This window comes from Streptomyces mutabilis (genome assembly GCF_046628145.1).
GTDB classification, from domain to species: Bacteria; Actinomycetota; Actinomycetes; order Streptomycetales; family Streptomycetaceae; genus Streptomyces; species Streptomyces mutabilis.
The window spans coordinates 4,392,517-4,413,507 of the sequence record NZ_CP176874.1; the positions used below are offsets into that span (position 1 = coordinate 4,392,517).

Sequence of the window (20,991 nt, forward strand, 5' to 3'; positions counted from 1 at the left end):
CCGAAGAAGCCGAACGAGCCGAAGAACCGAAGAAGCCGACACCCAGAAAGTCAGGACACCGCAACCAAGCAAGAACGATCAACTCGGGGGAAACCGCCGTGCAACCGCAGGATCACGACCACGACCAGCGTGACCAGCAGAACCGTCCCATACTCCACAGCCGCCACGCCGCGGACACCACGACCGGGCCCGACGTCCTGGTCCACTCCGGCCTCGGCGACTACTTCACCACGCCGTACGCCCCGCTCTGCCGACTCCGCTCAGGCCTGCGCCGCGTGGAGTTCGTCGACGACGAGGACCTCACCGCGCCCGGCCGCCCGCTCGACCTGCCGGTGCTGGTGCCGGTGATCAGCGAACCCCAGGCCGACAGCCTGCGGGCCGTCCGGACCCGGCACCCGATGTCCCTGCTCGTCGCCGTCACCCACGACATCTCCGGGCTGCGGACCTATTACGGGATCCGGGCCGGCGCCGACTTCGTCCTCAACCTCGCCATACCCGGTGACGCCCAGACCGACCTGCTGCGCGCGCACATCCGGGCCCACCGCATGACCACGCCGGCCCGTTCCGGCCCGGCCGCCGACCCCGCCATGACCCGGCTCCGCGCCATACCGGTCGGCCACGTCCGGGACCAGGGCAACGGCCGGGACCAGGGCAACGGCCGGGAGGGGGGCCGCGAGCAGGACCAGGGCCGGGGCCACGGCGTCAGGTACGGCACCGACGACCGGCGCGCGGACCAGGCCCTGCGCGGCTCGCCCGAACCGCCCCCGGCGCCCGCCCCGCACGAGTACGACAGGGAGCTGGTGCGGCTGCTCTGCACGGCCATGACCGTGACCGAGATCGCCCGCCACTACTACTGCTCGGAGCGGTCCATGTACCGCCGCATCCGCAAGCTGTACGACGCGCTGGGCGTCGGCAGCCGGGCCGAGCTGATGTCGGCCGCCGGCCGGCTCGGCCTGCACCGGCAGTGCCGCGACCGCGTCGGCTGAGCGCGCGCCACCCGCCCACCGTCCGCCGACGGCACCGGAGAGGTCCGGGCCGTCGGCGGACGGCCGGTCAGCCGACGCCGGCATCGGCGGTCTCCAGCAGCCGGAAGAACCCGGCCTCCACGTCCCCGTCCAGGGCCAGCCCGTCCAGCGAACCCTCGTACCGGGTGCGGCCGGCCACCAGCACCTGCACCCGGTCGCACACCTGGGCGACCTCGGCGAGCTGGTGGCTGGCGATCAGCACCGCCGCCCCCTCGGCGGCGAGCGAGCGGATGATGCCGCGCATCTCGCGGATGCCGACGGGGTCGAGGCCGTTGGTGGGCTCGTCGAGCACGATCAGCCGGGGCCGGGCCAGCAGGGCCACGGCGATGCCCAGCCGCCAGCGCATGCCCAGCGAGTACTCCTTGACCCTGCGCCCCCGCGACTCGGTCATCGACACCAGCCGCAGCGCCGGTTCGATCCACTCCTCGGGCACCCCGCGCAGCCTCGCGTGCACCCGCATCGTCTCGTCGCCGGTCAGCGTCGGCCACAGACCGGGCACCTCGATCAGTGCCCCGACCTGGGCCAGCGACTCCCGCCCGACCGGCCGACCGAGGATCTCGATGGCGCCCGACGTCGGCCGCTGCAGGCCCAGCAGCGCCTTCATCAGCGTCGTCTTGCCCGCGCCGTTCGGCCCCAGCAGCCCGTAGACCTCGCCGGCGCCGACCGTGAGGTCCACGCCGGACAGGGCGCGGTGGGAGCCGTAGTGCTTGTGCAGCTGGCGGATGACGAGCGCCGGCGTCGCCGGGGCGCCCGGGCTGTGCGGTGTCGGCATGCTCACGGTCAGATCTCCTTACGGCTCATGTGCAGGCTGCCGGCGACCAGCAGGAGGGCGGTCAGCACGGCGGCCAGGGCCACCGCGAGCGGGATGGCCGACATCTCGGTCACCGGACTGTCGTCGGGCAGCGGCACCCCGTTGGGCCCGATCCCGGCCAGCGGCAGCACCACTCGCATCGGCCAGGAGAACGGCACCGCGTACCAGAAGGACTTGTCCGAGACGAGCGCACCGCACAGCAGCCCCGCGACGCCCACCCCGATGCCGGGGCCCATGCCCCACACCATGACGACCAGCACGGCCAGCGCGGTCATGGACAGCCCCACCAGCCACGGCAGGTACACCGCCGCCGCGACGGTGCCCATCGCCTCCGGGAACTTCCCGCTGATCGCCGCCCCCAGGGAGAGCATGACCAGCAGCACCGTGGAGGAGACGAGGCCCAGCACGCCCAGCATGGCCACCTTGCCGACGAAGTAGCGCCACCGGGGCACCCCGTAGGACAGCAGCAGCCGCCAGGCGTCCTGGTCGGCGCGGACCGACAGCGCGGCGGCCAGACCCGCGGTCATCGGGACCAGCACGCCCCAGAACTCCAGCGTCACGTTCCGGAACACCTCGAAGGTCTGCCCGGCCTTCGCCTCGGAGGAGCCGAGGGAGCCCAGGAACAGCGGAACGGTGATGATCACCGGGGCGAGCAGGTGGTACCACGGCAGGAACCCCCGCTTGTTGCGGGCGAGTTCGGTGCCCACCACGGTCACCAGCGAGGGGTTGTCGCGTTTCCCCGGCGCGGGAGGGGGCTGGACGGCCGTCTCGTGCACGATGAGTTCTCCTGCCTGGCCACTGTCGGTGACGCCATGGACGACGAGTACGTACGGGTACGTAGCGGCGGCGGGGGGACCGGTTCACCGCCGGCGCGGTGGCAGTCGGCGGACAGCTGCCCGATGGTGTCAGCCGCCTGCCAATCGACCCGGCGGACGGGGACAGGCACCGGGGCCGGATGTGAGGCTCGTGGACGTTCCGGTTCCACTGCTGTCAAGGAGGGCCACGATGAAGAAGACGAAGCCGGGCACGCTGCGCCGCACGCTCGCCGTCGGCGCCATGACCATCGCGCTCGGCGGCCTCGTCGCGCCGGTCGCGTCGGCCGGCACCGCGTCCGCCGCGCCCCCCGCGGCCGAGGTGGGCGTCCTGAAGACCTGGCACGCCACCGTGCAGTGCCAGATCGTCCGCATCAGCGACAACAACGTCGTCGGATACGACCGGGCGGACGGCTCCGGCAACTCCAAGGACGCGGCCATCAAGGACGCCAAGCGCAACGTGCCCGTCCCGGCGGGGCACTACAAGCGCCACTGCGACGCGAAGCGTGTCTGGTAGAACGGAGAAGAGGCCGCACGCAGGCCCCACGGAAGTTGTGCGGAGGAAGGGGGGAGACGCGTCTCCCCCCTTCCTCCCGTCCCTCCCCGAACAGGAGCGAGTGCCCGTGTCCGAAGAGCGAGGCGTCTACGAGCTGCGGCTGGGCCTGTACGCGAGTCAGGAGGAGGCGGAGAAGATCAAGGAACGCGTCGCCGCCCTCCTGTGCCCGGATCCCGACCACGCGCCGCCGTGCCCGGTGCCCTGGTCGATGCTCCTGCTGAGCGAGGACCACCTGGACGAACCCGACGCTTACGCCGAGCTGGTCGAGCAGGCGAAGATCGAGGGTCGTCCCCGGTCGTAGCCGTAGCCGTACCGGTAGCCGAATCCGCCCGTGCCGCAGCCCCGTCCGCGGCCGGGCGGATTCTGTGTTCCTCGACGCGTGCCCGGTCCGTGCGTGGGCGGCCGTGATCGCGGTGCGTTGACAGCCGGCGGCGGCGTGCGTGTAATGAGGGCGGTGCCGCGTGGCGCCGGTCAAAGAGCAGTGGGCCGGCCGGCGATCGGGCGAGCGCCCTGGATCAAGGGGTACGTGATGAGTTACTGCTCCGCGCCCTGACACGACGCAGCGCTTCCGCACGTCGTCGTCCTCTCTTCTTCTTCTCTTCACATTTCCCGGCACCGTGCCGCGCCGCGGCCTGCCGTCATGGAGACACGGAAACGTATGCCCACGTCTTTCGACCAGTCCGTCATCGATGAGTTCCGCGCCAACGGGGGGAAGGTCGGTGGTCCCTTCGAAGGCGGGGACCTGCTGCTGCTCACGACCACCGGCGCCCGTTCGGGGGCCTCGCGGACCACACCGCTCGGGTACGTCCGCCACGAAGACTCCCTCCTCGTCGTCGGCTCCAACCTCGGTGGCCCGCGGCACCCCGGCTGGTACTACAACCTGCTCGCCCACCCCGTGGTCCGGGTGGAGGTGGGCACGTCGAGTTTCGAGGCGCTGGCGGTCCCCGCCGAGGGAGCCCGGCGGGAGGAGCTGTTCGCGTACGTCGTGCGGGCCGTGCCCGGCTACGGCGACTACCAGGAGCGGACCCGGCGGCCGCTGCCGGTGGTGGTGCTGGGGAGGGCCGAGCCCTCGGGGTGGTCCGGCCCCGGGGAGGACCGCACCCTCGCCGACAAGCTGCTGGAGGTCCACACCTGGCTGCGCGGGCAGCTGCGTCAGGTGCGGGCGGAGGTGGAGGCGCACTTCGCCGCACGCGCCGCGCACTCCGGGCCCGGTGAGCCGCCGGCGCCGGGGCTCGGGCTCCAGATCCGGCAGCGGTGCCTGGCGTTCTGCCAGGCGCTGGAGTTCCATCACGTGAGTGAGGACGAGCACCTGTTCCCCGGCATCGCCCGTCACCACCCCGACCTGTCCGACGTCTTCGGCCGGCTCGCCGACGAGCACCGCACCGTGGCCCGCGTCCAGGGCGAGCTGGCGAAGCTGCTGGCCGGCGTCCACATCGCCGACCCCGAACGCTTCCGCGCGGAACTGAGGGCCATGTCGGAGGAGTTGGAGGCGCACCTCGACCACGAGGAGGAGGCACTGCTCCCGCTCCTGGCCGACGTGCCGTGGCCGCCGGAGAGGCTCCGGCCGACGCCCTAGTGGTGCCAGGCCCTGCCGCCCGTGTTGTGGATGAAGCGCTGGAGCACCTTCATGGTGGTCAGGTACTCCTCGTCGGAGATGCCGGCGTGGCGTTCCGTCCACAGGTCGGACTGGAGGGCTGCCGCCTTCTCGTAGAAGGCGCTGCCCTCGGGGGTGAGGGTGAGCAGGCCGTCGGCGGTCTGGACGGTCCAGCCCCGGGTGATGGTCGCGTCGATCTCCGCCTCCATCGTCTCCGGGCCCGTGTCGAGGTAGTTCCGCAGGAGGCGGGAGATCTCGGCGCGGGTCTTCGGGGTGTCCGCGCGGGCGACCTGGGCCAGGGTCCACCACTGCGGCTGGGTCGTGCCGATCTCGGCGAGGGCGGCACGGGTGCGGGTGACGACGGCCTTGTAGGCGGCCCAGCTCCAGTAGCCGATGGGCTGCTGGATCAGTTCGGCGTCCGTGTGTGAGTACTCCATGACGGCGACCGTAGGAGCTCAAGCATGGTTGAGGTCAAGGGGTGTCCGGGCCGACTCTCCGTCGGCAAAGGCACGGGTGGGGCGGGCGTAGCGTAGGTGGTATGTCGACGTACGGATCCTTTCCCGGCACGCGGCCCAGGCGGCTGCGGAGCACTCCTGTCATGCGTCGGATGGTCGCCGAGACCCGGCTGCACCCCGCCGACTTCATCCTCCCCGCCTTCGTCCGCGAGGGCGTCGGCGAGCCGGTGCCGATCGCGGCGATGCCCGGGGTCGTGCAGCACTCCCGGGACACGCTGAAGAAGGCCGCCGCCGAGGCGGTCGAGGCGGGGATCTCCGGGATCATGCTCTTCGGCGTGCCGGAGGAGGAGAAGAAGGACGCCGCCGGGACGGCGGGTACCGATCCGGACGGCATCCTCCAGGTCGCCCTGCGGGACGTGCGGGCCGAGGTCGGGGACGAGCTGCTCGTCATGTCCGACCTGTGCCTCGACGAGTTCACCGACCACGGCCACTGCGGTGTGCTCGACGCCGAGGGGCGGGTCGACAACGACGCCACCCTCGAGCGGTACGCCGAGATGGCGCAAGTCCAGGCCGACGCGGGCGCCCACGTGGTCGGGCCCAGCGGGATGATGGACGGCCAGATCGGCGTCATCCGTGACGCGCTCGACCAGATCGGGCGGGAGGACGTCGCGATCCTCGCGTACACCGCCAAGTACGCGTCCGCCTTCTACGGGCCGTTCCGGGAGGCCGTCGGATCCTCGCTGAAGGGGGACCGGAAGACCTACCAGCAGGACGCCGCCAACGTGCGCGAGTCCCTGCGCGAGCTGGCCCTCGACCTCGAGGAGGGCGCCGACATGGTGATGGTCAAGCCGGCCGGTCCCTACCTCGACATCCTCGCCAAGGTCGCCGAAGCGGTGGACGTGCCCGTCGCCGCCTACCAGATCTCCGGCGAGTACTCGATGATCGAGGCCGCCGCCGAGAAGGGCTGGATCGACCGCGACCGGGCCATCCTCGAGTCGCTCACCGGCATCAAGCGGGCCGGTGCGCGCAACATCCTGACCTACTGGGCCACCGAGGTCGCTCGCACGCTGCGCTGAGCGACCTCGCCCGGTGGTCCGTGCAAGGGGTGCGGGCACCCCTTCAGTACCCGAGCGCGGCGTCCATGCTGGTCTGCCAGTAGGTCACCGTCAGCGCGGTGTCGACGTACACGCCGCCGGCGGGCAGGGCGACGGTGGCGATGGAGCCGTCCTCGAAGGGGATCGTGAGGGTGTTCGTCTCGTAGCCGTTCTCGCCGCTGCCGTCGCCGGACGACAGCAGCACCCCGGCGTAACCGGACTTGCCGGGCTCGACCCCGGTCAGGGACTGCGGCTTGGTCGCCTCCGCGACCGGCGGCACGGACTGGGCCTCGCCGAAGCGCGCCGCCGGGTACTGCGGCAGCATGCACGTCTTCGAGCCGGTGTTGGTGGCGGTCAGCAGCAGGTGGTTGAGGGGGCGGGACACCTTCTTCGCGGTGATCTTGACGTCGGAGGCGGAGCACTTCCCCGGCTTGTCGGAGTCGGAGTCGTCGCTCACTCCGGCGGCGGAGCCCTTGTCGGACTTGTCGGAGGAGCCGGAGCCCGAGGAGCCGGAGCCCGAGCCCGAGCCCGAGGAGCCCGAGCCGGTCGAGCCGGCGGAGCCGTTCGTCTCCTTCGAGCCGTTGCCCTCCGCGCCGTTGCCCGACTCCTTCTCACCCGTGGGCGACTCGCTCTGCGCGCCGGCCGGAGAGGAGGACGAGGAGGACGCCGCCGGGGCCGAGGCGCCCGTGTCCGAGGTGTCGCCCTCGCAGGCCGTCAGGGCGAGGGCGGCCAGCGCGACCGTGGTGGCGGCGAACAGGCGGGTGCGGCGGGCGGTGCGTGCGGTGCGGGCGGTGCGTGCGGACATGGGTGGGCTCCTTCGGGTGAGTTCAGGTGAGCCGCTCGACCGTTCGTCGGGAGCGGCTGCTTGGATGACCACAGCTTGGGCCCGGGGTCGTCCCGGTCGCCAGAGCAGCCGGGGTATGCGGGACAATGGGATGGCTACAACGGCTCTGACCTGCGGGAATGCCATCCCTCTGGGATGCGGTACGGGGATGCGGGAGAGGGAGGAACAGTGGCGGGGGACGACTTCGCGGGACTGCTGCGGGAGCTCAAGGAGCGGTCCGGGCTGAGTTACGGGGCACTGGGCAAACGGCTGCACATGAGCGCGTCGACCCTCCACCGGTACGTCAGTGGGGAGGTCGTCCCCGTCGAGTTCGCCCCGGTCGAACGCCTCGCCCGTGTCTGCCGGGCCACCCCTGAGGAACTGCTCGAACTCCACCGCCGCTGGATCCGCGCGGACGCGCTGCGGGGCGTGAAGAAGAGCGAGGGGGAGGGACGGGCGGAGGAAGCCCAGAAGACAGAGGGCACGGACGCCGCGGCCGGAACGGGAGCTGCGGCCGGAACGGAGAGCACGGAAGCCCCAGGCGCCCCAGAAGCTCCAGAAGCTCCAGACGCCCCGGAAGCCCCGGAAGCCCCGGAAGCCCCGGAAGTCCCGGAAGTCGCGGTCGGCGGCGGACAGACCGGCGGCTCCGAGGAGGCGACCGTCTCCGTCGGCGCCGTCGCGGGCACCTCACCGGCGCCCGCCGACTCCGCACCGCCCGCGCCCCGTCGCCGCGTCCCCCGCGCCGCCCTCTACGCGGCCTCCGGCGTCGTCGCCGTCAGCGTCGCCGTGGCGCTCGTGGCGAACCTCGTGTCGGGTACGGGCGACGACGGGCGGCACGGCCCGGCCGGGGCCGCCGGGGCGGTGTCGCCCTCGTTGTCGGCGTCCGCGAGCGCCACCGCGTCGACGACCGCGAGCGGGAGCGGGAGTCCCTCCGCGTCGGCGTCCGCGTCCCCCTCCACGACCCCCTCCGCCTCCGCCTCCGCCTCCACGTCCCGCCCCGGTGCCGCCGCCTCGCCGAGCCGCCGCGCGCCCGCCTCCGGCCCCGCGCTCACCGTCTCGACCACCCCGTACCACTGGGACTCCCCCTGCGACCACGCCTTCCTGGTCGACCGCAGCCCGAAGAACGTGCTGAAGCCGCCCGCCCAGCAGGACGCGGTCGGCTGGGCCACCGCCTACGGCGCGGTCTCCGCGAACCGGCAGACGGTCGTCCTCACCGTGCAGGGCACCGGCCCGGAGACCGTCGTCCTGAAGGACCTGCACGTGCGCGTGGTGAGCAGCCAGCAGCCGCTGGACTGGAACCAGTACGTGATGGGCAACGGCTGCGGCGGCAAGGTGGACGTCGAGGCCTTCGACGTCGCGCTCGACCTGGGCGACCCCCTGGCGATGCCGATCGGCGGCCAGCAGGACTTCCCGTACTCGGTCACCGAGTCCGACCTCGAGGTGTTCCACGTCAACGCGCACACCAGCGAGCACGACGTGAGCTGGTACCTGGAGCTGGAGTGGTCGAGCGGCGGCCGGGAGGGCACCCTGCGGGTCGACGACCACGGCCGGCCGTTCCGCACCAGCGCCTCCAAGGACGACTCCTACTACGCGTACCCGCTCGGCAGCGACCACTGGGAGCTGGTCGAGGAGGGCTGAGGGGAGACGGGAGGGAACGTCGGGCACCGGCAACTCGGCCGGGACGTTAGGTTGTTGACCACCCAACGGTTCTCTCGTCAGGAGACGCCCATGCCCGGTGACGCCCTCGGTCAGGACCCCGCGGAGCTGAGAAGGAGGATCGACAGCAGCAAGGCGCACCCGGCCCGCGTCTACGACGTCTTCCTCGGCGGCAAGGACCACTACCCCGCCGACCGCGACGCGGCCGCCGCCGGGCTCGCCGCCAACCCGCGCGGCTACCTCGACGTACGGCACAACCGCGACTTCCTGCGCCGCGCCGTCACCGCGCTGGCCGAGGAGGACGGCATCCGCCAGTTCCTCGACATCGGCACCGGCCTGCCGACCGCCGAGAACGTGCACCAGATCGCCCAGCGCATCGCCCCCGAGTCCCGGGTGGTCTACGTCGACAACGACCCGGTCGTCCTCGCCCACGCCCGCGCCCTGCTCACCAGTGGTCCCGAGGGCCGCACGGACTACATCGACGCCGACCTGAAGAGCCCCGAGCGGATCCTCGAACTGGCCTCCGGGACCCTCGACTTCAGCCGCCCCGTCGCGCTCTGCCTCGTCGCCATCCTGCACTTCGTCGAGGACGAGGAGGCGTACCCGATCGTCCGCGGGCTGATGGACGCGCTGCCCGCCGGCAGCCGACTCGTCCTCAGCCACCTCACCGAGGACCTCAACCCGGAGAACATCCGCGCGGTCCAGCGGACGTACACCGAGCGGGGGTTCACCTTCGTGCTGCGCTCCCGCAACGACGTCGAGCGCTTCTTCACGGAGACCGGGCTGAAGATCGCCGAGCCCGGGGTCGTCCCGGTGCACCACTGGCGCCCGGATCACGCGGCCCCCGTGCCCGAGCAGCCCGAGGAGTCCTACCTGGCGAGCCTGGAGGACATCGAGAAGGTCCGGTACAAGGACATCAACGACGTCACGGACGCCGACATCAACGTCTACGGAGGGCTCGGCGTCAAGGGGTGAAGGTCCGGCGGTCGCGCGGGTGTCCGGATCGCGGAAAGGCGCATGTAGACGCCACGCACTTCTCTAGGGTGCGGGCATGACCGTGACTGAGAATGTGTCCGCTCCCGCCGCCCCGCTCCCGCCGCTCGCCGCGCGGACCCGGTCGATCGGCGGTTCCCCCGTACGGGACATCCTCGCCGTCACCGCCCGCCCCGAGGTGATCAACTTCGCGGGCGGGCTGCCGGCCCCGGTGCTGTTCGACGCGGAGGGCATCGCCGCCGCGTACCAGGCGGTCCTCACCGAGGTGCCCGCGCGGGCGCTCCAGTACTCCACCACCGAGGGCGAGCCCGCCCTGCGTGCCGCGCTCGCCGCCCGCACCACCGCGCGCGGCCTCGGCACCGACCCCGACGACCTCCTCGTCACCACCGGTTCGCAGCAGGCCCTGTCCCTGCTGGCCACCGCCCTGATCGAACCCGGCGACACCGTCCTGGTCGAGGACCCCTGCTACCTGGCCGCCCTCCAGGCATTCGGCTTCGCGGGCGCCCGGGTCGTCGCGGTGCCGGGCGACGAGCACGGGATCGACCCGGCGGCCCTGGAGGAGCTGGTGGTGCGCGAGCGGCCCAAGCTGCTCTACACCGTGCCCACCTTCTCCAACCCCACCGGCCGCACCCTGCCCGCCGACCGCCGGGCCGCCGTCGCGGAGGTCGCCGGGCGGCGCGGGGTGTGGATCGTCGAGGACGACCCGTACGGCGAACTGCGCTTCGAGGGCGAGCGGGTGCCGTGGATCGCCTCCTACGACGGCGCCCGGGACCGCACCGTGCTGATGGGTTCCTTCTCCAAGGTCATGGCGCCCGGCCTGCGCCTGGGCTGGCTGCGGGCGCCCGCCGAACTGCGCCGGGCCTGCGCGGTCGCCAAGCAGGCCGCCGACCTCCACACCCCGACCGTCAACCAGCTCGCCGCCGCCCGGTACCTGGCCGACCGCGACCTGGACGCCCACGTCGCGCGCGTCGCCGCGGCCTACGGCGCCCGCCGGGACGCCATGCTCGCCGGCCTCGCGGACGCGCTCCCGGCGGGGTCGGCGTGGACCCGCCCCGAGGGCGGCATGTTCGTGTGGGTGCGGCTGCCGGAGCGGTACGACACCACGGCCCTGCTCCCCGAAGTGGTCCGCCACGACGTGGCGTACGTCCCCGGCGCCCCCTTCCACGCCGGCGAGCCCGACCGCGCCACCATGCGGCTGTGCTTCGTCACGCAGGCGCCGGACGAGATCGCGGAGGGGCTGCGGAGGCTGGGGGAGGCACTGCGGACCGGGTGATCCGAGTCCGAATCGGATCGTCGCCGGGGGGCCACGCGCGGAGGACGGCCGGTCAGGGCCACGACACACCCGCGCCTGACCTGGCGGACGCCTTCCCAGTTCGCACTGGGTTCTCCCAGGGCTGTGTCCGCGGACGGAAGACGCGGTACGCGAAGCGGCCCGCCTTCTCCGCCGGGGAGAGGACGGGCCGCCCTGCCCGTGCGCCGGTGAAGGTGTCAGAGCCGCTCGGGCGTCCTGATGCCCAGCAGGGCCATGCCCCGGTGCAGGGTGCGGGCCGTGAGGTCGCACAGGAACAGGCGGTTCTCCACCTGCTGGGGCGTCTCGGCCTTCAGCACCGGGCACTTGTCGTAGAACGACGTGTACAGGGACGCCAGCTGGTACAGGTACGCGGTCAGCTTGTGCGGGGCGTACTCCGCGGCCGCGTCGAAGACCGTGTCCCCGAACGCGTCCAGGTGCAGGCCCAGCGCCCGCTCCGCCTCGTGCAGGTCCAGCTCCGGGTGGGCGGCGGGGCGGACCTCGCCGGCCTTGCGGAGGATGGACCGGATGCGGGCGTAGGCGTACTGGAGGTACACGCTGGTGTCGCCGTTGAGCGAGACCATCTGGTCCAGGTCGAACTTGTAGTCGCGGTTCGGCGACGTCGACAGGTCCGCGTACTTCACCGCTCCGATGCCGACCTGCGCGGCCCGCTCCTGGATCTCCTCCTCGGTGAGGTCCCGTGCCTTCTCCCGCACGACCTCGGCGGCCCGCTGCACCGCCTCGTCCAGCAGGTCCTCCAGCCGCACGGTCTCGCCCGCACGGGTCTTGAACGGCTTGCCGTCCGCGCCGAGCACCGTGCCGTAGCCCATGTTGTGCGCGGTGACGTCGTCGTTCAGCCAGCCCGCCCGGCGGGCCGTCTCGAAGACCATCTTGAAGTGGAGCGACTGGCGCACGTCGACGACGTACAGCAGCGTCGTCGCGTGCAGGTCGGACACCCGGTTGCGGATCGCGGTGAGGTCGGAGGCCGCGTAGCCGAAGCCGCCGTCGGCCTTCTGCACGATCAGCGGCACCGGCTGGTCGTCCTTGCCGCGGATCTCGTCGAAGAACACCACGAGCGCGCCCTCGGAACGCACCGCGACGCCCATCTCCTCCAGGAGCCGGGCGGTCTCCGGCATGCCGTCGTTGTACGCGGACTCGCCGACGATCTCCTCGTCGCGGATCTCCATGTCGAGCTTCTCGAAGACCGAGTAGAAGTAGACCTTCGACTCGTCCACGAACTGCTGCCACAGCTCGAGGGTCTCCTTGTCACCGGACTGGAGGGCGACGACCCGCCTGCGGGCCCGCTCCTTGAACTCCTCGTCCGAGTCGAAGAGCGCACGCGAGGCCTTGTACACCCGGTTCAGGTTGGACATGGCCTGCTCGCCGTCGACCTCTTCGGCCGGGGCCAGCTCGCCGGGGTGCTCGAAGAGGTACTGGATGAGCATGCCGAACTGGGTGCCCCAGTCGCCGATGTGGTGCCGGCCGATCGTCTTCTCGCCGGTGAAGTCGAGCATGCCGCGCAGGGCGTCACCGATGACCGCCGACCGCAGGTGGCCGACGTGCATCTCCTTCGCCACGTTCGGCTGGGCGTAGTCGATCACCGTCGTGCCGGGGTGCTCGGCCTGCGGCACGCCGAGGCGGCCGGTGTCGTCCGCGTACCGCGCGGCCAGGTTCTCGGTGATCGCCCGGTCGGTGACGGTGATGTTGAGGAAGCCGGGCCCGGAGACCTCGACCTCCTTGAACAGGTCGCCGGTGGTGATGTGCGCGACGACCTCGGCGGCCAGCTCCCGCGGGTTCGCCTTGGCCTTCTTGGCCAGGGCGAGGATGCCGTTGGCCTGGTAGTCCGCCCGGTCGCTTCGTCGCAGCAGCGGGTCCGCGCCGGCTGCCTCCGGCCGGGTGGCCGTGAGGGCGGACGCGAGCTGCTGCTGGACGGAGTCGCTGAGGGACGTGACCGAGGCCATGGAGTGGTTCGCCGTTCTGCTCGGGGTTCCGGGAGTGAGGCTTTCTGAAGCTGTGGGAACCGAGTATCCCACGCGGTGAAAAGCGGTTTTCGCGGATGCGGGCCGGGCTGGGAGAATGGAGCGGTCAGCCGTGCGACCGTACCGGCTGTTTCAGGAGCAGTTCCAGAGAAGTTCCAGGAAAGAGGACGTGCCGATCGTGGCTCAGAGCACAGAGACCACCGACTGGGTCTCCCGTTTCGCGGACGAGGTCATCGCCGAGTCGGAGCGCCGTGCCCCGGGCAAACCGGTCGTCGTCGCGTCCGGACTCTCCCCGTCCGGCCCCATCCACCTGGGCAACCTGCGCGAGGTCATGACCCCGCACCTGGTCGCCGACGAGGTGCGCCGCCGGGGCCACGAGGTCCGGCACCTGATCTCCTGGGACGACTACGACCGCTACCGCAAGGTCCCGGCCGGGATCGCGGGCGTGGACGAGACGTGGGCCGAGCACATCGGCAAGCCGCTGACCTCCGTCCCGGCGCCCAAGGGCTCCTCCCACCCGAACTGGGCCGAGCACTTCAAGGCCGCGATGATCGCCTCGCTCGCCGAGCTGGGCGTCGAGTTCGACGGGATCAGCCAGACCGAGCAGTACACCTCCGGCGTCTACCGCGAGCAGGTCCTGCACGCCATGCGGCACCGCCAGGACATCGACGCGATCCTCGCCCAGTACCGGACCAAGAAGGCTCCCGCGAAGAAGTCGCAGAAGCCCGTGGACGAGGCCGAGCTGGAGGCCGCCGAGGGCTCCGGCGCCGCCGCCGAGGACGACGGCAGCTCCGGCTCCGCCGGGTACTTCCCGTACAAGCCCTACTGCGGCAACTGCGAGAAGGACCTGACGACGGTCACCGCCTACGACGACGACTCGACCGAGCTGACCTACGCCTGCACCGCCTGCGGCTTCTCCGAGACGGTGCGGCTGAGCGAGTTCAACCGCGGCAAGCTGGTCTGGAAGGTCGACTGGCCGATGCGCTGGGCGTACGAGGGCGTGATCTTCGAGCCCAGCGGCGTCGACCACTCGTCCCCCGGGTCGTCGTTCCAGGTCGGCGGGCAGATCGTCGGGATCTTCGGCGGCGAGCAGCCGATCGGCCCGATGTACGCCTTCGTCGGCATCAGCGGCATGGCGAAGATGTCCTCCTCGAAGGGCGGGGTGCCCACCCCGGCCGACGCGCTCCGGATCATGGAGCCCCAGCTGCTGCGCTGGCTCTACGCCCGCCGCCGCCCCAACCAGTCCTTCAAGATCGCCTTCGACCACGAGATCCAGCGCCTCTACGACGAGTGGGACCGTCTGGACGCCAAGGTCGCCGACGGCTCGGCCCTGCCCGCCGACGCCGCCGCCCACTCGCGCGCCGTCCGCACGGCCGCCGGTGAGCTGCCGCGCACGCCCAGGCCGCTGCCGTACCGGACGCTCGCCTCCGTGGCCGACATCACCGCCGGGCACGAGGACCAGGCGCTGCGCATCCTCAGCGAGCTGGACCCCGCCCACCCGCTGACGGAGCTGGCGGAGGCCCGGCCGCGGTACGACAAGGCCGAGGCGTGGATCAACACCCACGTCCCCGCCGACCAGCGCACCATCGTGCGCGACGAGCCCGACGCCGAGCTGCTGAAGTCCCTCGACGAGCAGGGCCGGGCCTCGCTGCGGCTGCTGCTCGACGGCCTCGCCGACCACTGGTCCCTGGACGGGCTCACCCACCTCGTCTACGGCGTGCCCAAGGTCCAGGCCGGCTTCTCCGCCGACGCCACGCCCAAGGAGCTGCCGCCGGAGATCAAGACCGCCCAGCGGTCGTTCTTCGCGCTGCTCTACCACCTGCTCGTCGGCCGCGACACCGGCCCGCGCCTGCCCACGCTGCTGCTGGCGGTGGGACAGGAGCGGGTGCGGACCCTGCTCGGGGAGTAGGTCCCGCCGCTGCGAAGAAGGGGGCGCCCGGTGTTTGCCGGGCGCCCCCTTCGCCGTACGCACGCTCCCTGCGCGTCGCTCCCTACGCGATGTGGTCCTCCTCCAGCTCCGCGCTGTGGCGGTTGGTGAAGTGGGTGACCAGACGCTTGGTCTCGTGGTCGGGAAGCTGCGTACCGAACGTCGCCTCCACGTTGTCGCCGAACTCGCGCGGTGTCGGATAGCTGCCGTTGATCGACTGCTTGAAGACCTGGTAGTAGGCGTCCTCGTCCGGGCCCTGCCCCTGCGCCGAGGGCTCGGAGGCCGCCGGGGTCCCGCCGCCCTCACCCAGCTCGCGGGTACGGCCCGGCACGACCGGTATCGGGAAGCTGCCGGTCTCCTCCGGCGAGGGCTCCTGGAGCGGCGGCTCCTCCTCGTACTGGTCCCGGTACTGGTCGGCCCGCTGCTGCTCCTCGTACCACTCGGCGTAGTGCTCGGCGGGGTCGTAGGTGGGGTCGTAACCGCCCTGGTACTCGACCTGGCGGGTGTTGAACCAAGGGCTCTGCTCCTCGGGTTCGCCGCCGGCCTCCGGGACGGCGCGCGCGGCCGGCGTCCCGGCAGCGGGGGCCTTGACCAGTTCGGGACGCTGCTCCGCCGCGGGCGCGACGGCCTGCGGTTCCTCGGTCTGCTCCCTGGGCGCCGGTGGGAGCAGCGCCGGCTCGATGCCCGCCGCCGCCAGGCCCGCCGGGGCCGTCTGCGCCAGGGGAACGCCGTAGCGGGCCAGCCGCAGCGGCATCAGCGACTCCACGGGCGCCTTGCGCCGCCAGCCGCGGCCGAACCGCGAGCGCAGCCGCGCCTGGTACACCAGCCGCTCCTGCTCCAGCTTGATCACCTGCTCGTAGGAGCGCAGCTCCCACAGCTTCATGCGCCGCCACAGCAGGAAGGTCGGCCCCGGCGAGAGAATCCAGCGGGTGAGGCGGACGCCCTCCATGTGCTTGTCGGCGGTGATGTCCGCGATCCGCCCGATCGCGTGCCGGGCGGCCTCCACGGACACCACGAACAGCACCGGGATCACCCCGTGCATGCCCACGCCCAGCGGGTCCGGCCAGGCCGCCGCGCCGTTGAACGCGATCGTCGCCGCCGTCAGCAGCCAGGCCGTCTGCCGCAGCAGCGGGAAGGGGATGCGGATCCAGGTCAGCAGCAGGTCGAGCGCCAGCAGCACGCAGATGCCCGCGTCGATGCCGATCGGGAAGACGTAGCTGAAGTTCCCGAAGCCCTTCTGCAGGGCCAGTTCACGCACCGCCGCGTACGAACCCGCGAAGCCGATCCCGGCGATGATGACGGCGCCGAAGACGACCATGCCGATGAGAACGCGATGCGTCCGGGTCAGCTGTAGTGGCGCGGCCACCCGTACTCCCCTCCCAGTGCCAGTTGTTGCGCGCAACAGGGTGGCACATGTGTGCGGGGGACGGGTGGCCGGTGGGGTGATACGACCCGTCAGCTCTTCTTCGACGAGGACTTGCCCGACTGCGAATCCGAGTCGGAGTCGGAGCCCGAGTCGGAGCCGGAGCCCGAGCCCGAACCAGAGCCAGAGCCAGAGCCCGAGCCGGCGCTCGACTCGGACGGCGAGGAATTCGACGAGCCCGCGCCGTTGGCCTTCATCACCGAGGCCACCGCCTCCTTGGCCGCCTTCTGCGCGTCCTTGCCCAGGTCGCCGGCGTCCGGCGTCTCGTCGCCCGCCAGGCCCGCGCCGTTGTAGTCGACCGTGACGACGACGTTCTCGACGCGCGCCACGACCGTCTGCTGCTTGAAGGTGCCTTCCTTCTTCTTCAGGTCGTAGCTGACGATCGCGGCCTCGTCGCCCGTGCCGCTCACCGGCGTCGTCTTCACGCTCTTCGCGTTCTCGGTGCTCTGGGCGTCCTGCAACTGCTTCGTGTAGTAGTCACGGGCCAGCTTGTCGCCCGCGCCGCGCGTCTGGTCCGACTCGAAGCGGAGCATCGACACGCTCAGCCAGCGGAACTGGGAGCCCTTCACGCCGTTGTCGTCGAGGCTGTCCCAGGAGCAACCGCCGCGCATCGCCGTGTCGTTCGAGGCGCCCTCCTTGCCGTCGTCGGCCTTCGGCACCAGCTCTTCCAGCGTCTTCTTCGCCAGCACCGAGCACGGCTCCGGAAGCTTCCCGTACGCCGCCGCCTGCACCGTCGGAGACGGCTTCGCGGAAGGGGAAGCGGCCGACTTCTCCGCTGCCTTCTCCTTGCCGTCGTCGGAGCCGGAGTCCGAGGAGCAGCCGGCTGCCACCAGCATCACGGGGACGGCGGCCGCGCAGACAAGGGCGCGGGTGAGTCGCTTCGCACGCTGATCCTGCTGGTCACGCTGGGCTCGTCGCTGCATGGTTCCTTCACTCATGGCACTCGTGGTTCCTGCGTTCGGAACGGGTCCGAGGGGTCACGGTACGCGGTGAGGAAACCGTGTGGCTCCTCTCCAGGTGCTTCACGCGCGGCCACCCGGAAGCCCCCGCCGGGCTCAGCCACCCAGTGAATCGGCCAGCTGGGAAGCCAGTTTCCGCGCCTTGTCCTGCATTTCCTCGCTGTCCGGCACGACTCCGAGCGTCGCCGACTGCTCCGCGTACTCCACGGTCACCACGACGTTCGACGTGCGGAACGCCACAGTCACCGTGCGCCGCTTCGCCGTGGAACCGGAGCTGCTCAGCTCGTCGTCCACGAACGCCTCGTCACCCAGGTCGTCGAGGAGCCGGGGCTGGAGTTCGGCGGGCGTGGCATCGGCGGAGGCGCCCGACGAGGGCGCGGTGGCCGAACCGGAGCCCGAGGCGGCGGGGGCGGAGGGCGTGCCGCTCGGACCGGCGGTCGGTTCCCCGGACGACGGGGCGCCGGAGGAGGGGGACCCGGACGGGGACGAGGAGCCGGAGGCGGACTCGGAGCCCGAGGCCACCGGCTCGGGCAGATCGGCCTCCTCCACCTGCTCCGCGAAGAGCTGCTCGGCCTCGCTGTCGTCGCTCACGGAGTTGTCGTACGACACGATCCGCTGGAGGTCCACGAAGAGGTGGTTGGTGGCGTCCGCCGACTCCACCTTCCAGCGGCAGCCCACCTTGCGGTCCGTGTCGTAGGCGAGCGTCGGCTCACCCGCGTACGCCTTCTCGCGCTGCTCCTCGTCCGCGATCTCCTTGATGCCGGGCAGGAGCGAGTCGAGGGTCTTGTCGCTGACCGCGCCGCACGGCTCCGGCAGGGTGCGGTACTTGCCGGGCTCGGCCGCCTCGGTCGCGACGCCGGGCCTGCCCGGGTTGGAGTCGTCCGCCGTGGCGCCGTCACCCGAGCCGCCGGTGCAGCCGGCCAGCAGCACCGCCAAGCAGGCGGCGACGCCGGGTACGTAGGCCTTCCGCTGCACGGTGCGGCTCCTCTCGCCGGTGTGGCTGTGGTCGGTACTCCAGTGTCCCCGCTGGTTATTCGCTTGCCGCGCGGGGGCGCCCCCTGCAGACAATGTGTATCGCACGCGTCGCCGTGAACGCCGGTCAGCCGTCCCATTGGCTGCCCTTGGCGCCGGTTTTGCGCTTTGAGACTTCTGTTTGTTTTCCGGGGGAATGAGGACGATATGTCGTACGTGGAGATGCCGGGCGCGAAGGTGCCGATCCGCATGTGGACCGACCCGGCGACGGTCGAGGAGGGCGCGCTCCAGCAGCTGCGCAACGTCGCGACCCTGCCGTGGATCAAGGGCCTCGCGGTCATGCCGGACGTGCACTACGGCAAGGGCGCGACGGTCGGGTCCGTGATCGCGATGCGGGGCGCGGTGTGCCCGGCGGCGGTGGGCGTGGACATCGGCTGCGGGATGTCGGCGGTGAAGACGTCCCTGACGGCCAACGACCTGCCGGGCGACCTGTCGCGGCTGCGCTCGAAGATCGAGCAGGCGATTCCGGTGGGGCGGGGGATGCACGACAGTCCCGTCGATCCGGGGCGGTTCCACGGGCTGGCGACGGCGGGGTGGGACGACTTCTGGGGGCGGTTCGACGGGGTGGCGGAGGCGGTCAAATTCCGTCACGAGCGAGCCGAAAAGCAAATGGGAACGCTCGGAAGCGGCAACCATTTCGTCGAGGTGTGCACGGATACGACCGGTTCTGTGTGGCTCATGCTCCACTCGGGTTCACGCAACATCGGCAAGGAACTCGCCGAGCACCACATCGGCATCGCCCAGAAGCTTCCGCACAACCAGGGTCTGATCGACCGCGACCTCGCGGTGTTCGTCGCGGACACCCCGCAGATGGCGGCGTACCGCAACGACCTGTTCTGGGCGCAGGAGTACGCGAGGTACAACCGCACGCTGATGATGGCGCTCCTCAAGGACGTGGTCCGCAAGGAGTTCAAGAAGGCCAAGCCGGTCTTCGAGCCGGAGATCAGCGCGCACCACAACTACGTGGCCGAGGAGCGTTACGACGGGATGGACCTGCTCGTCACCCGCAAGGGCGCGATCCGGGCCGGTTCCGGCGAGTACGGGATCATCCCCGGCTCCATGGGCACGGGTTCGTACATCGTCAAGGGTCTCGGGAACGCCAAGTCCTTCAACTCCGCCTCGCACGGCGCCGGCCGGCGCATGAGCCGCAACGCCGCCAAGCGCCGCTTCTCCACCAAGGACCTGGAGGAGCAGACGCGTGGCGTGGAGTGCCGCAAGGACTCCGGCGTCGTGGACGAGATCCCGGGTGCGTACAAGCCGATCGACCAGGTCATCGACCAGCAGCGCGACCTCGTGGAGGTCGTGGCGAAGCTGAAGCAGGTCGTCTGCGTGAAGGGCTGACGCGCCGGTGCGCCGGGGGGCCTACGCCTCCCGGTGCACCTTCGTGTTCGAGGCCTGGGCGCGGGGGCGGACGACCAGGAGGTCGATGTTGACGTGGGCGGGTCGGGTGACCGCCCAGGTGATGGTGTCGGCGACGTCGTCGGCGGTCAGGGGGGCCGGGACGCCGGCGTAGACCTTGGCCGCCTTCTCCTCGTCGCCGCTGAAGCGGGTGAGGGCGAACTCGTCGGTCTTGACCATGCCGGGCGCGATCTCGACGACGCGTACCGGGCGGCCGACGATCTCCAGGCGGAGGGTCTCGGCGAGGACGTGTTCGGCGTGCTTGGCGGCGACGTAGCCCGCGCCGCCCTCGTAGGTGGCGAAGCCGGCGGTGGAGGAGACGACGACCACCGTGCCGTCGCCGCTCGCCTCCAGCTTGGGGAGCAGGGCCTGGGTGAGGTTGAGGGTGCCGAGGACGTTCGTCTCGTACATGCGGCGCCAGTCCTCGGGGTCGCCGGTGGCCACCGGGTCGGCGCCGAGTGCTCCGCCCGCGTTGTTGACGAGGACGCCGATCGTCTTGAAGGCGGTGGCGAACTCGTCGACGGCCGCGCGGTCGGTGACGTCCAGGGGGTACGCCGTGGCCTGGTGGCCTGCCGCCTGGATCTCCGCCGCCAGTGCCTCGATGCGGTCCTTGCGGCGGGCGGTGAGGACGACGCGGTAGCCGGCTTCGGCGAGCTGCCGGGCCGTGGCGGCGCCGATGCCGCTGCTCGCACCGGTGACGACGGCGATGCGGGAGGCGGCGGACGGGGCGGCTGCGGTGGCCATGGGCTGCTCCTGTTGCGTGACGGGTGCGGTGCGGACGGTCGCCGACCAGGGTAGTCAGCCGCCGTTGCGGGGCGCCCACATGATCACGGCCATCCCGGCGAGGCAGACCAGTGCCCCGGTGATGTCCCAGCGGTCGGGGCGGTAGCCGTCCGCGACCACGCCCCACAGGATCGAGCCGGCCACGAAGATCCCGCCGTACGCGGCGAGGATGCGGCCGAAGTGGGCGTCGGGCTGGAACGTGGCGACGAAGCCGTAGGCGCCGAGGGCGAGGACCCCGCCGGTGGCCCACAGCCAGCCGCGCTGTTCGCGCACGCCCTGCCAGACCAGCCAGGCGCCGCCGATCTCGAAGAGGGCGGCGACGACGAAGAGGGCGGCGGAGCGGAGGACCAGCATGGGGGCAGCTTCGCACGGGGAGGAACGGG

The 20,991-nt window shown here is 71.6% G+C and carries 20 protein-coding genes; 10 read left to right on the plus strand and 10 right to left on the minus strand.

Going from position 1 to position 20,991, the window contains the following annotated elements; all coding sequences use genetic code 11:
- Positions 1 to 98 precede the first annotated feature (98 nt).
- Positions 99 to 986, plus strand: a complete 888-nt coding sequence (locus tag ACLIN4_RS19760) for a hypothetical protein (protein ID WP_307652356.1) — start codon at positions 99 to 101, stop codon at positions 984 to 986.
- A 67-nt stretch (positions 987 to 1,053) separates the two neighbouring features.
- Here ACLIN4_RS19760 and ACLIN4_RS19765 read toward each other — a convergent pair whose 3' ends face one another.
- Both ACLIN4_RS19765 and ACLIN4_RS19770 read right to left on the minus strand, forming a co-directional pair.
- Positions 1,054 to 1,797, minus strand: coding sequence for an ABC transporter ATP-binding protein (locus ACLIN4_RS19765; protein WP_100046901.1), 744 nt, complete (start codon positions 1,795 to 1,797; stop codon positions 1,054 to 1,056).
- An 8-nt stretch (positions 1,798 to 1,805) separates the two neighbouring features.
- Positions 1,806 to 2,612, minus strand: a complete 807-nt coding sequence (locus ACLIN4_RS19770) for an ABC transporter permease (RefSeq protein WP_257003160.1) — start codon at positions 2,610 to 2,612, stop codon at positions 1,806 to 1,808.
- A 229-nt stretch (positions 2,613 to 2,841) separates the two neighbouring features.
- On the opposite strand from ACLIN4_RS19770, the gene ACLIN4_RS19775 reads away from it, so the two are divergent.
- From ACLIN4_RS19775 to ACLIN4_RS19785, 3 genes are all read left to right on the plus strand, one after another.
- Positions 2,842 to 3,165: a hypothetical protein gene (locus ACLIN4_RS19775; RefSeq protein ID WP_100046878.1), complete on the plus strand. Its 324-nt coding sequence runs from the start codon at positions 2,842 to 2,844 to the stop codon at positions 3,163 to 3,165.
- Between the two features lie 106 nt (positions 3,166 to 3,271).
- The gene (locus ACLIN4_RS19780; RefSeq protein ID WP_107477988.1) at positions 3,272 to 3,505 is read left to right on the plus strand and encodes an SPOR domain-containing protein; all 234 of its coding nucleotides are present in this window, start codon (positions 3,272 to 3,274) and stop codon (positions 3,503 to 3,505) included.
- A gap of 357 nt (positions 3,506 to 3,862) precedes the next feature.
- The gene (locus ACLIN4_RS19785) at positions 3,863 to 4,780 is read left to right on the plus strand and encodes a nitroreductase/quinone reductase family protein (RefSeq protein ID WP_411576065.1); all 918 of its coding nucleotides are present in this window, start codon (positions 3,863 to 3,865) and stop codon (positions 4,778 to 4,780) included.
- Here the strand turns inward: ACLIN4_RS19785 and ACLIN4_RS19790 are convergent.
- Entirely contained in the window at positions 4,777 to 5,235 is a 459-nt protein-coding gene (locus ACLIN4_RS19790) for a MarR family winged helix-turn-helix transcriptional regulator (protein WP_219184406.1), read from the minus strand. The two genes, ACLIN4_RS19785 and ACLIN4_RS19790, sit on opposite strands and share 4 nt — an antisense overlap.
- A 101-nt stretch (positions 5,236 to 5,336) precedes the next feature.
- Between ACLIN4_RS19790 and hemB the strand changes: the two genes are divergently transcribed.
- On the plus strand, positions 5,337 to 6,329 hold the full coding sequence (gene hemB, locus ACLIN4_RS19795; protein WP_107477986.1) for a porphobilinogen synthase: 993 nt from the start codon (positions 5,337 to 5,339) through the stop codon (positions 6,327 to 6,329).
- Positions 6,330 to 6,372: 43 nt separating this feature from the next.
- Here hemB and ACLIN4_RS19800 read toward each other — a convergent pair whose 3' ends face one another.
- Complete coding sequence (locus ACLIN4_RS19800; RefSeq protein ID WP_289912152.1) at positions 6,373 to 7,152, minus strand: DUF4232 domain-containing protein; 780 nt, start codon at positions 7,150 to 7,152, stop codon at positions 6,373 to 6,375.
- A gap of 207 nt (positions 7,153 to 7,359) precedes the next feature.
- Here ACLIN4_RS19800 and ACLIN4_RS19805 point away from each other — a divergent pair, with 207 nt between their 5' ends.
- From ACLIN4_RS19805 to ACLIN4_RS19815, 3 genes are all read left to right on the plus strand, one after another.
- Positions 7,360 to 8,808, plus strand: a complete 1,449-nt coding sequence (locus tag ACLIN4_RS19805) for a helix-turn-helix domain-containing protein (RefSeq protein WP_381914920.1) — start codon at positions 7,360 to 7,362, stop codon at positions 8,806 to 8,808.
- Positions 8,809 to 8,898: 90 nt separating this feature from the next.
- On the plus strand, positions 8,899 to 9,801 hold the full coding sequence (locus tag ACLIN4_RS19810) for an SAM-dependent methyltransferase (RefSeq protein WP_289912148.1): 903 nt from the start codon (positions 8,899 to 8,901) through the stop codon (positions 9,799 to 9,801).
- A gap of 76 nt (positions 9,802 to 9,877) precedes the next feature.
- Positions 9,878 to 11,092, plus strand: a complete 1,215-nt coding sequence (locus ACLIN4_RS19815; protein ID WP_381914921.1) for a PLP-dependent aminotransferase family protein — start codon at positions 9,878 to 9,880, stop codon at positions 11,090 to 11,092.
- A 215-nt stretch (positions 11,093 to 11,307) separates the two neighbouring features.
- Here the strand turns inward: ACLIN4_RS19815 and argS are convergent, their stop codons facing one another.
- Positions 11,308 to 13,068 (minus strand): arginine--tRNA ligase, encoded by a 1,761-nt coding sequence (gene argS, locus ACLIN4_RS19820; protein WP_100046885.1) that lies wholly within the window; start codon positions 13,066 to 13,068, stop codon positions 11,308 to 11,310.
- A gap of 187 nt (positions 13,069 to 13,255) precedes the next feature.
- Between argS and lysS the strand changes: the two genes are divergently transcribed.
- Positions 13,256 to 14,995 (plus strand): lysine--tRNA ligase, encoded by a 1,740-nt coding sequence (gene lysS, locus ACLIN4_RS19825; RefSeq protein ID WP_411576066.1) that lies wholly within the window; start codon positions 13,256 to 13,258, stop codon positions 14,993 to 14,995.
- An 82-nt stretch (positions 14,996 to 15,077) separates the two neighbouring features.
- Here the strand turns inward: lysS and ACLIN4_RS19830 are convergent, their stop codons facing one another.
- The 3 genes from ACLIN4_RS19830 to ACLIN4_RS19840 form a co-directional block, all read right to left on the minus strand.
- On the minus strand, positions 15,078 to 16,379 hold the full coding sequence (locus tag ACLIN4_RS19830) for a DUF2637 domain-containing protein (RefSeq protein ID WP_411576067.1): 1,302 nt from the start codon (positions 16,377 to 16,379) through the stop codon (positions 15,078 to 15,080).
- A gap of 89 nt (positions 16,380 to 16,468) precedes the next feature.
- Positions 16,469 to 17,359, minus strand: coding sequence for a DUF3558 family protein (locus ACLIN4_RS19835; protein WP_411576068.1), 891 nt, complete (start codon positions 17,357 to 17,359; stop codon positions 16,469 to 16,471).
- 132 nt (positions 17,360 to 17,491) lie between these two features.
- Positions 17,492 to 18,370 (minus strand): DUF3558 domain-containing protein, encoded by an 879-nt coding sequence (locus tag ACLIN4_RS19840; RefSeq protein WP_179342466.1) that lies wholly within the window; start codon positions 18,368 to 18,370, stop codon positions 17,492 to 17,494.
- Between the two features lie 204 nt (positions 18,371 to 18,574).
- On the opposite strand from ACLIN4_RS19840, the gene ACLIN4_RS19845 reads away from it, so the two are divergent.
- A complete protein-coding gene (locus ACLIN4_RS19845; protein ID WP_107477980.1) occupies positions 18,575 to 19,768 on the plus strand; it encodes an RtcB family protein in 1,194 nt (397 codons plus the stop codon).
- Between the two features lie 21 nt (positions 19,769 to 19,789).
- On the opposite strand, the gene ACLIN4_RS19850 is transcribed toward ACLIN4_RS19845, so the two are convergent.
- Entirely contained in the window at positions 19,790 to 20,569 is a 780-nt protein-coding gene (locus ACLIN4_RS19850; RefSeq protein WP_107477979.1) for an SDR family NAD(P)-dependent oxidoreductase, read from the minus strand.
- A gap of 54 nt (positions 20,570 to 20,623) precedes the next feature.
- On the minus strand, positions 20,624 to 20,962 hold the full coding sequence (locus ACLIN4_RS19855; RefSeq protein WP_043372042.1) for a YnfA family protein: 339 nt from the start codon (positions 20,960 to 20,962) through the stop codon (positions 20,624 to 20,626).
- Positions 20,963 to 20,991: the final 29 nt, after the last annotated feature.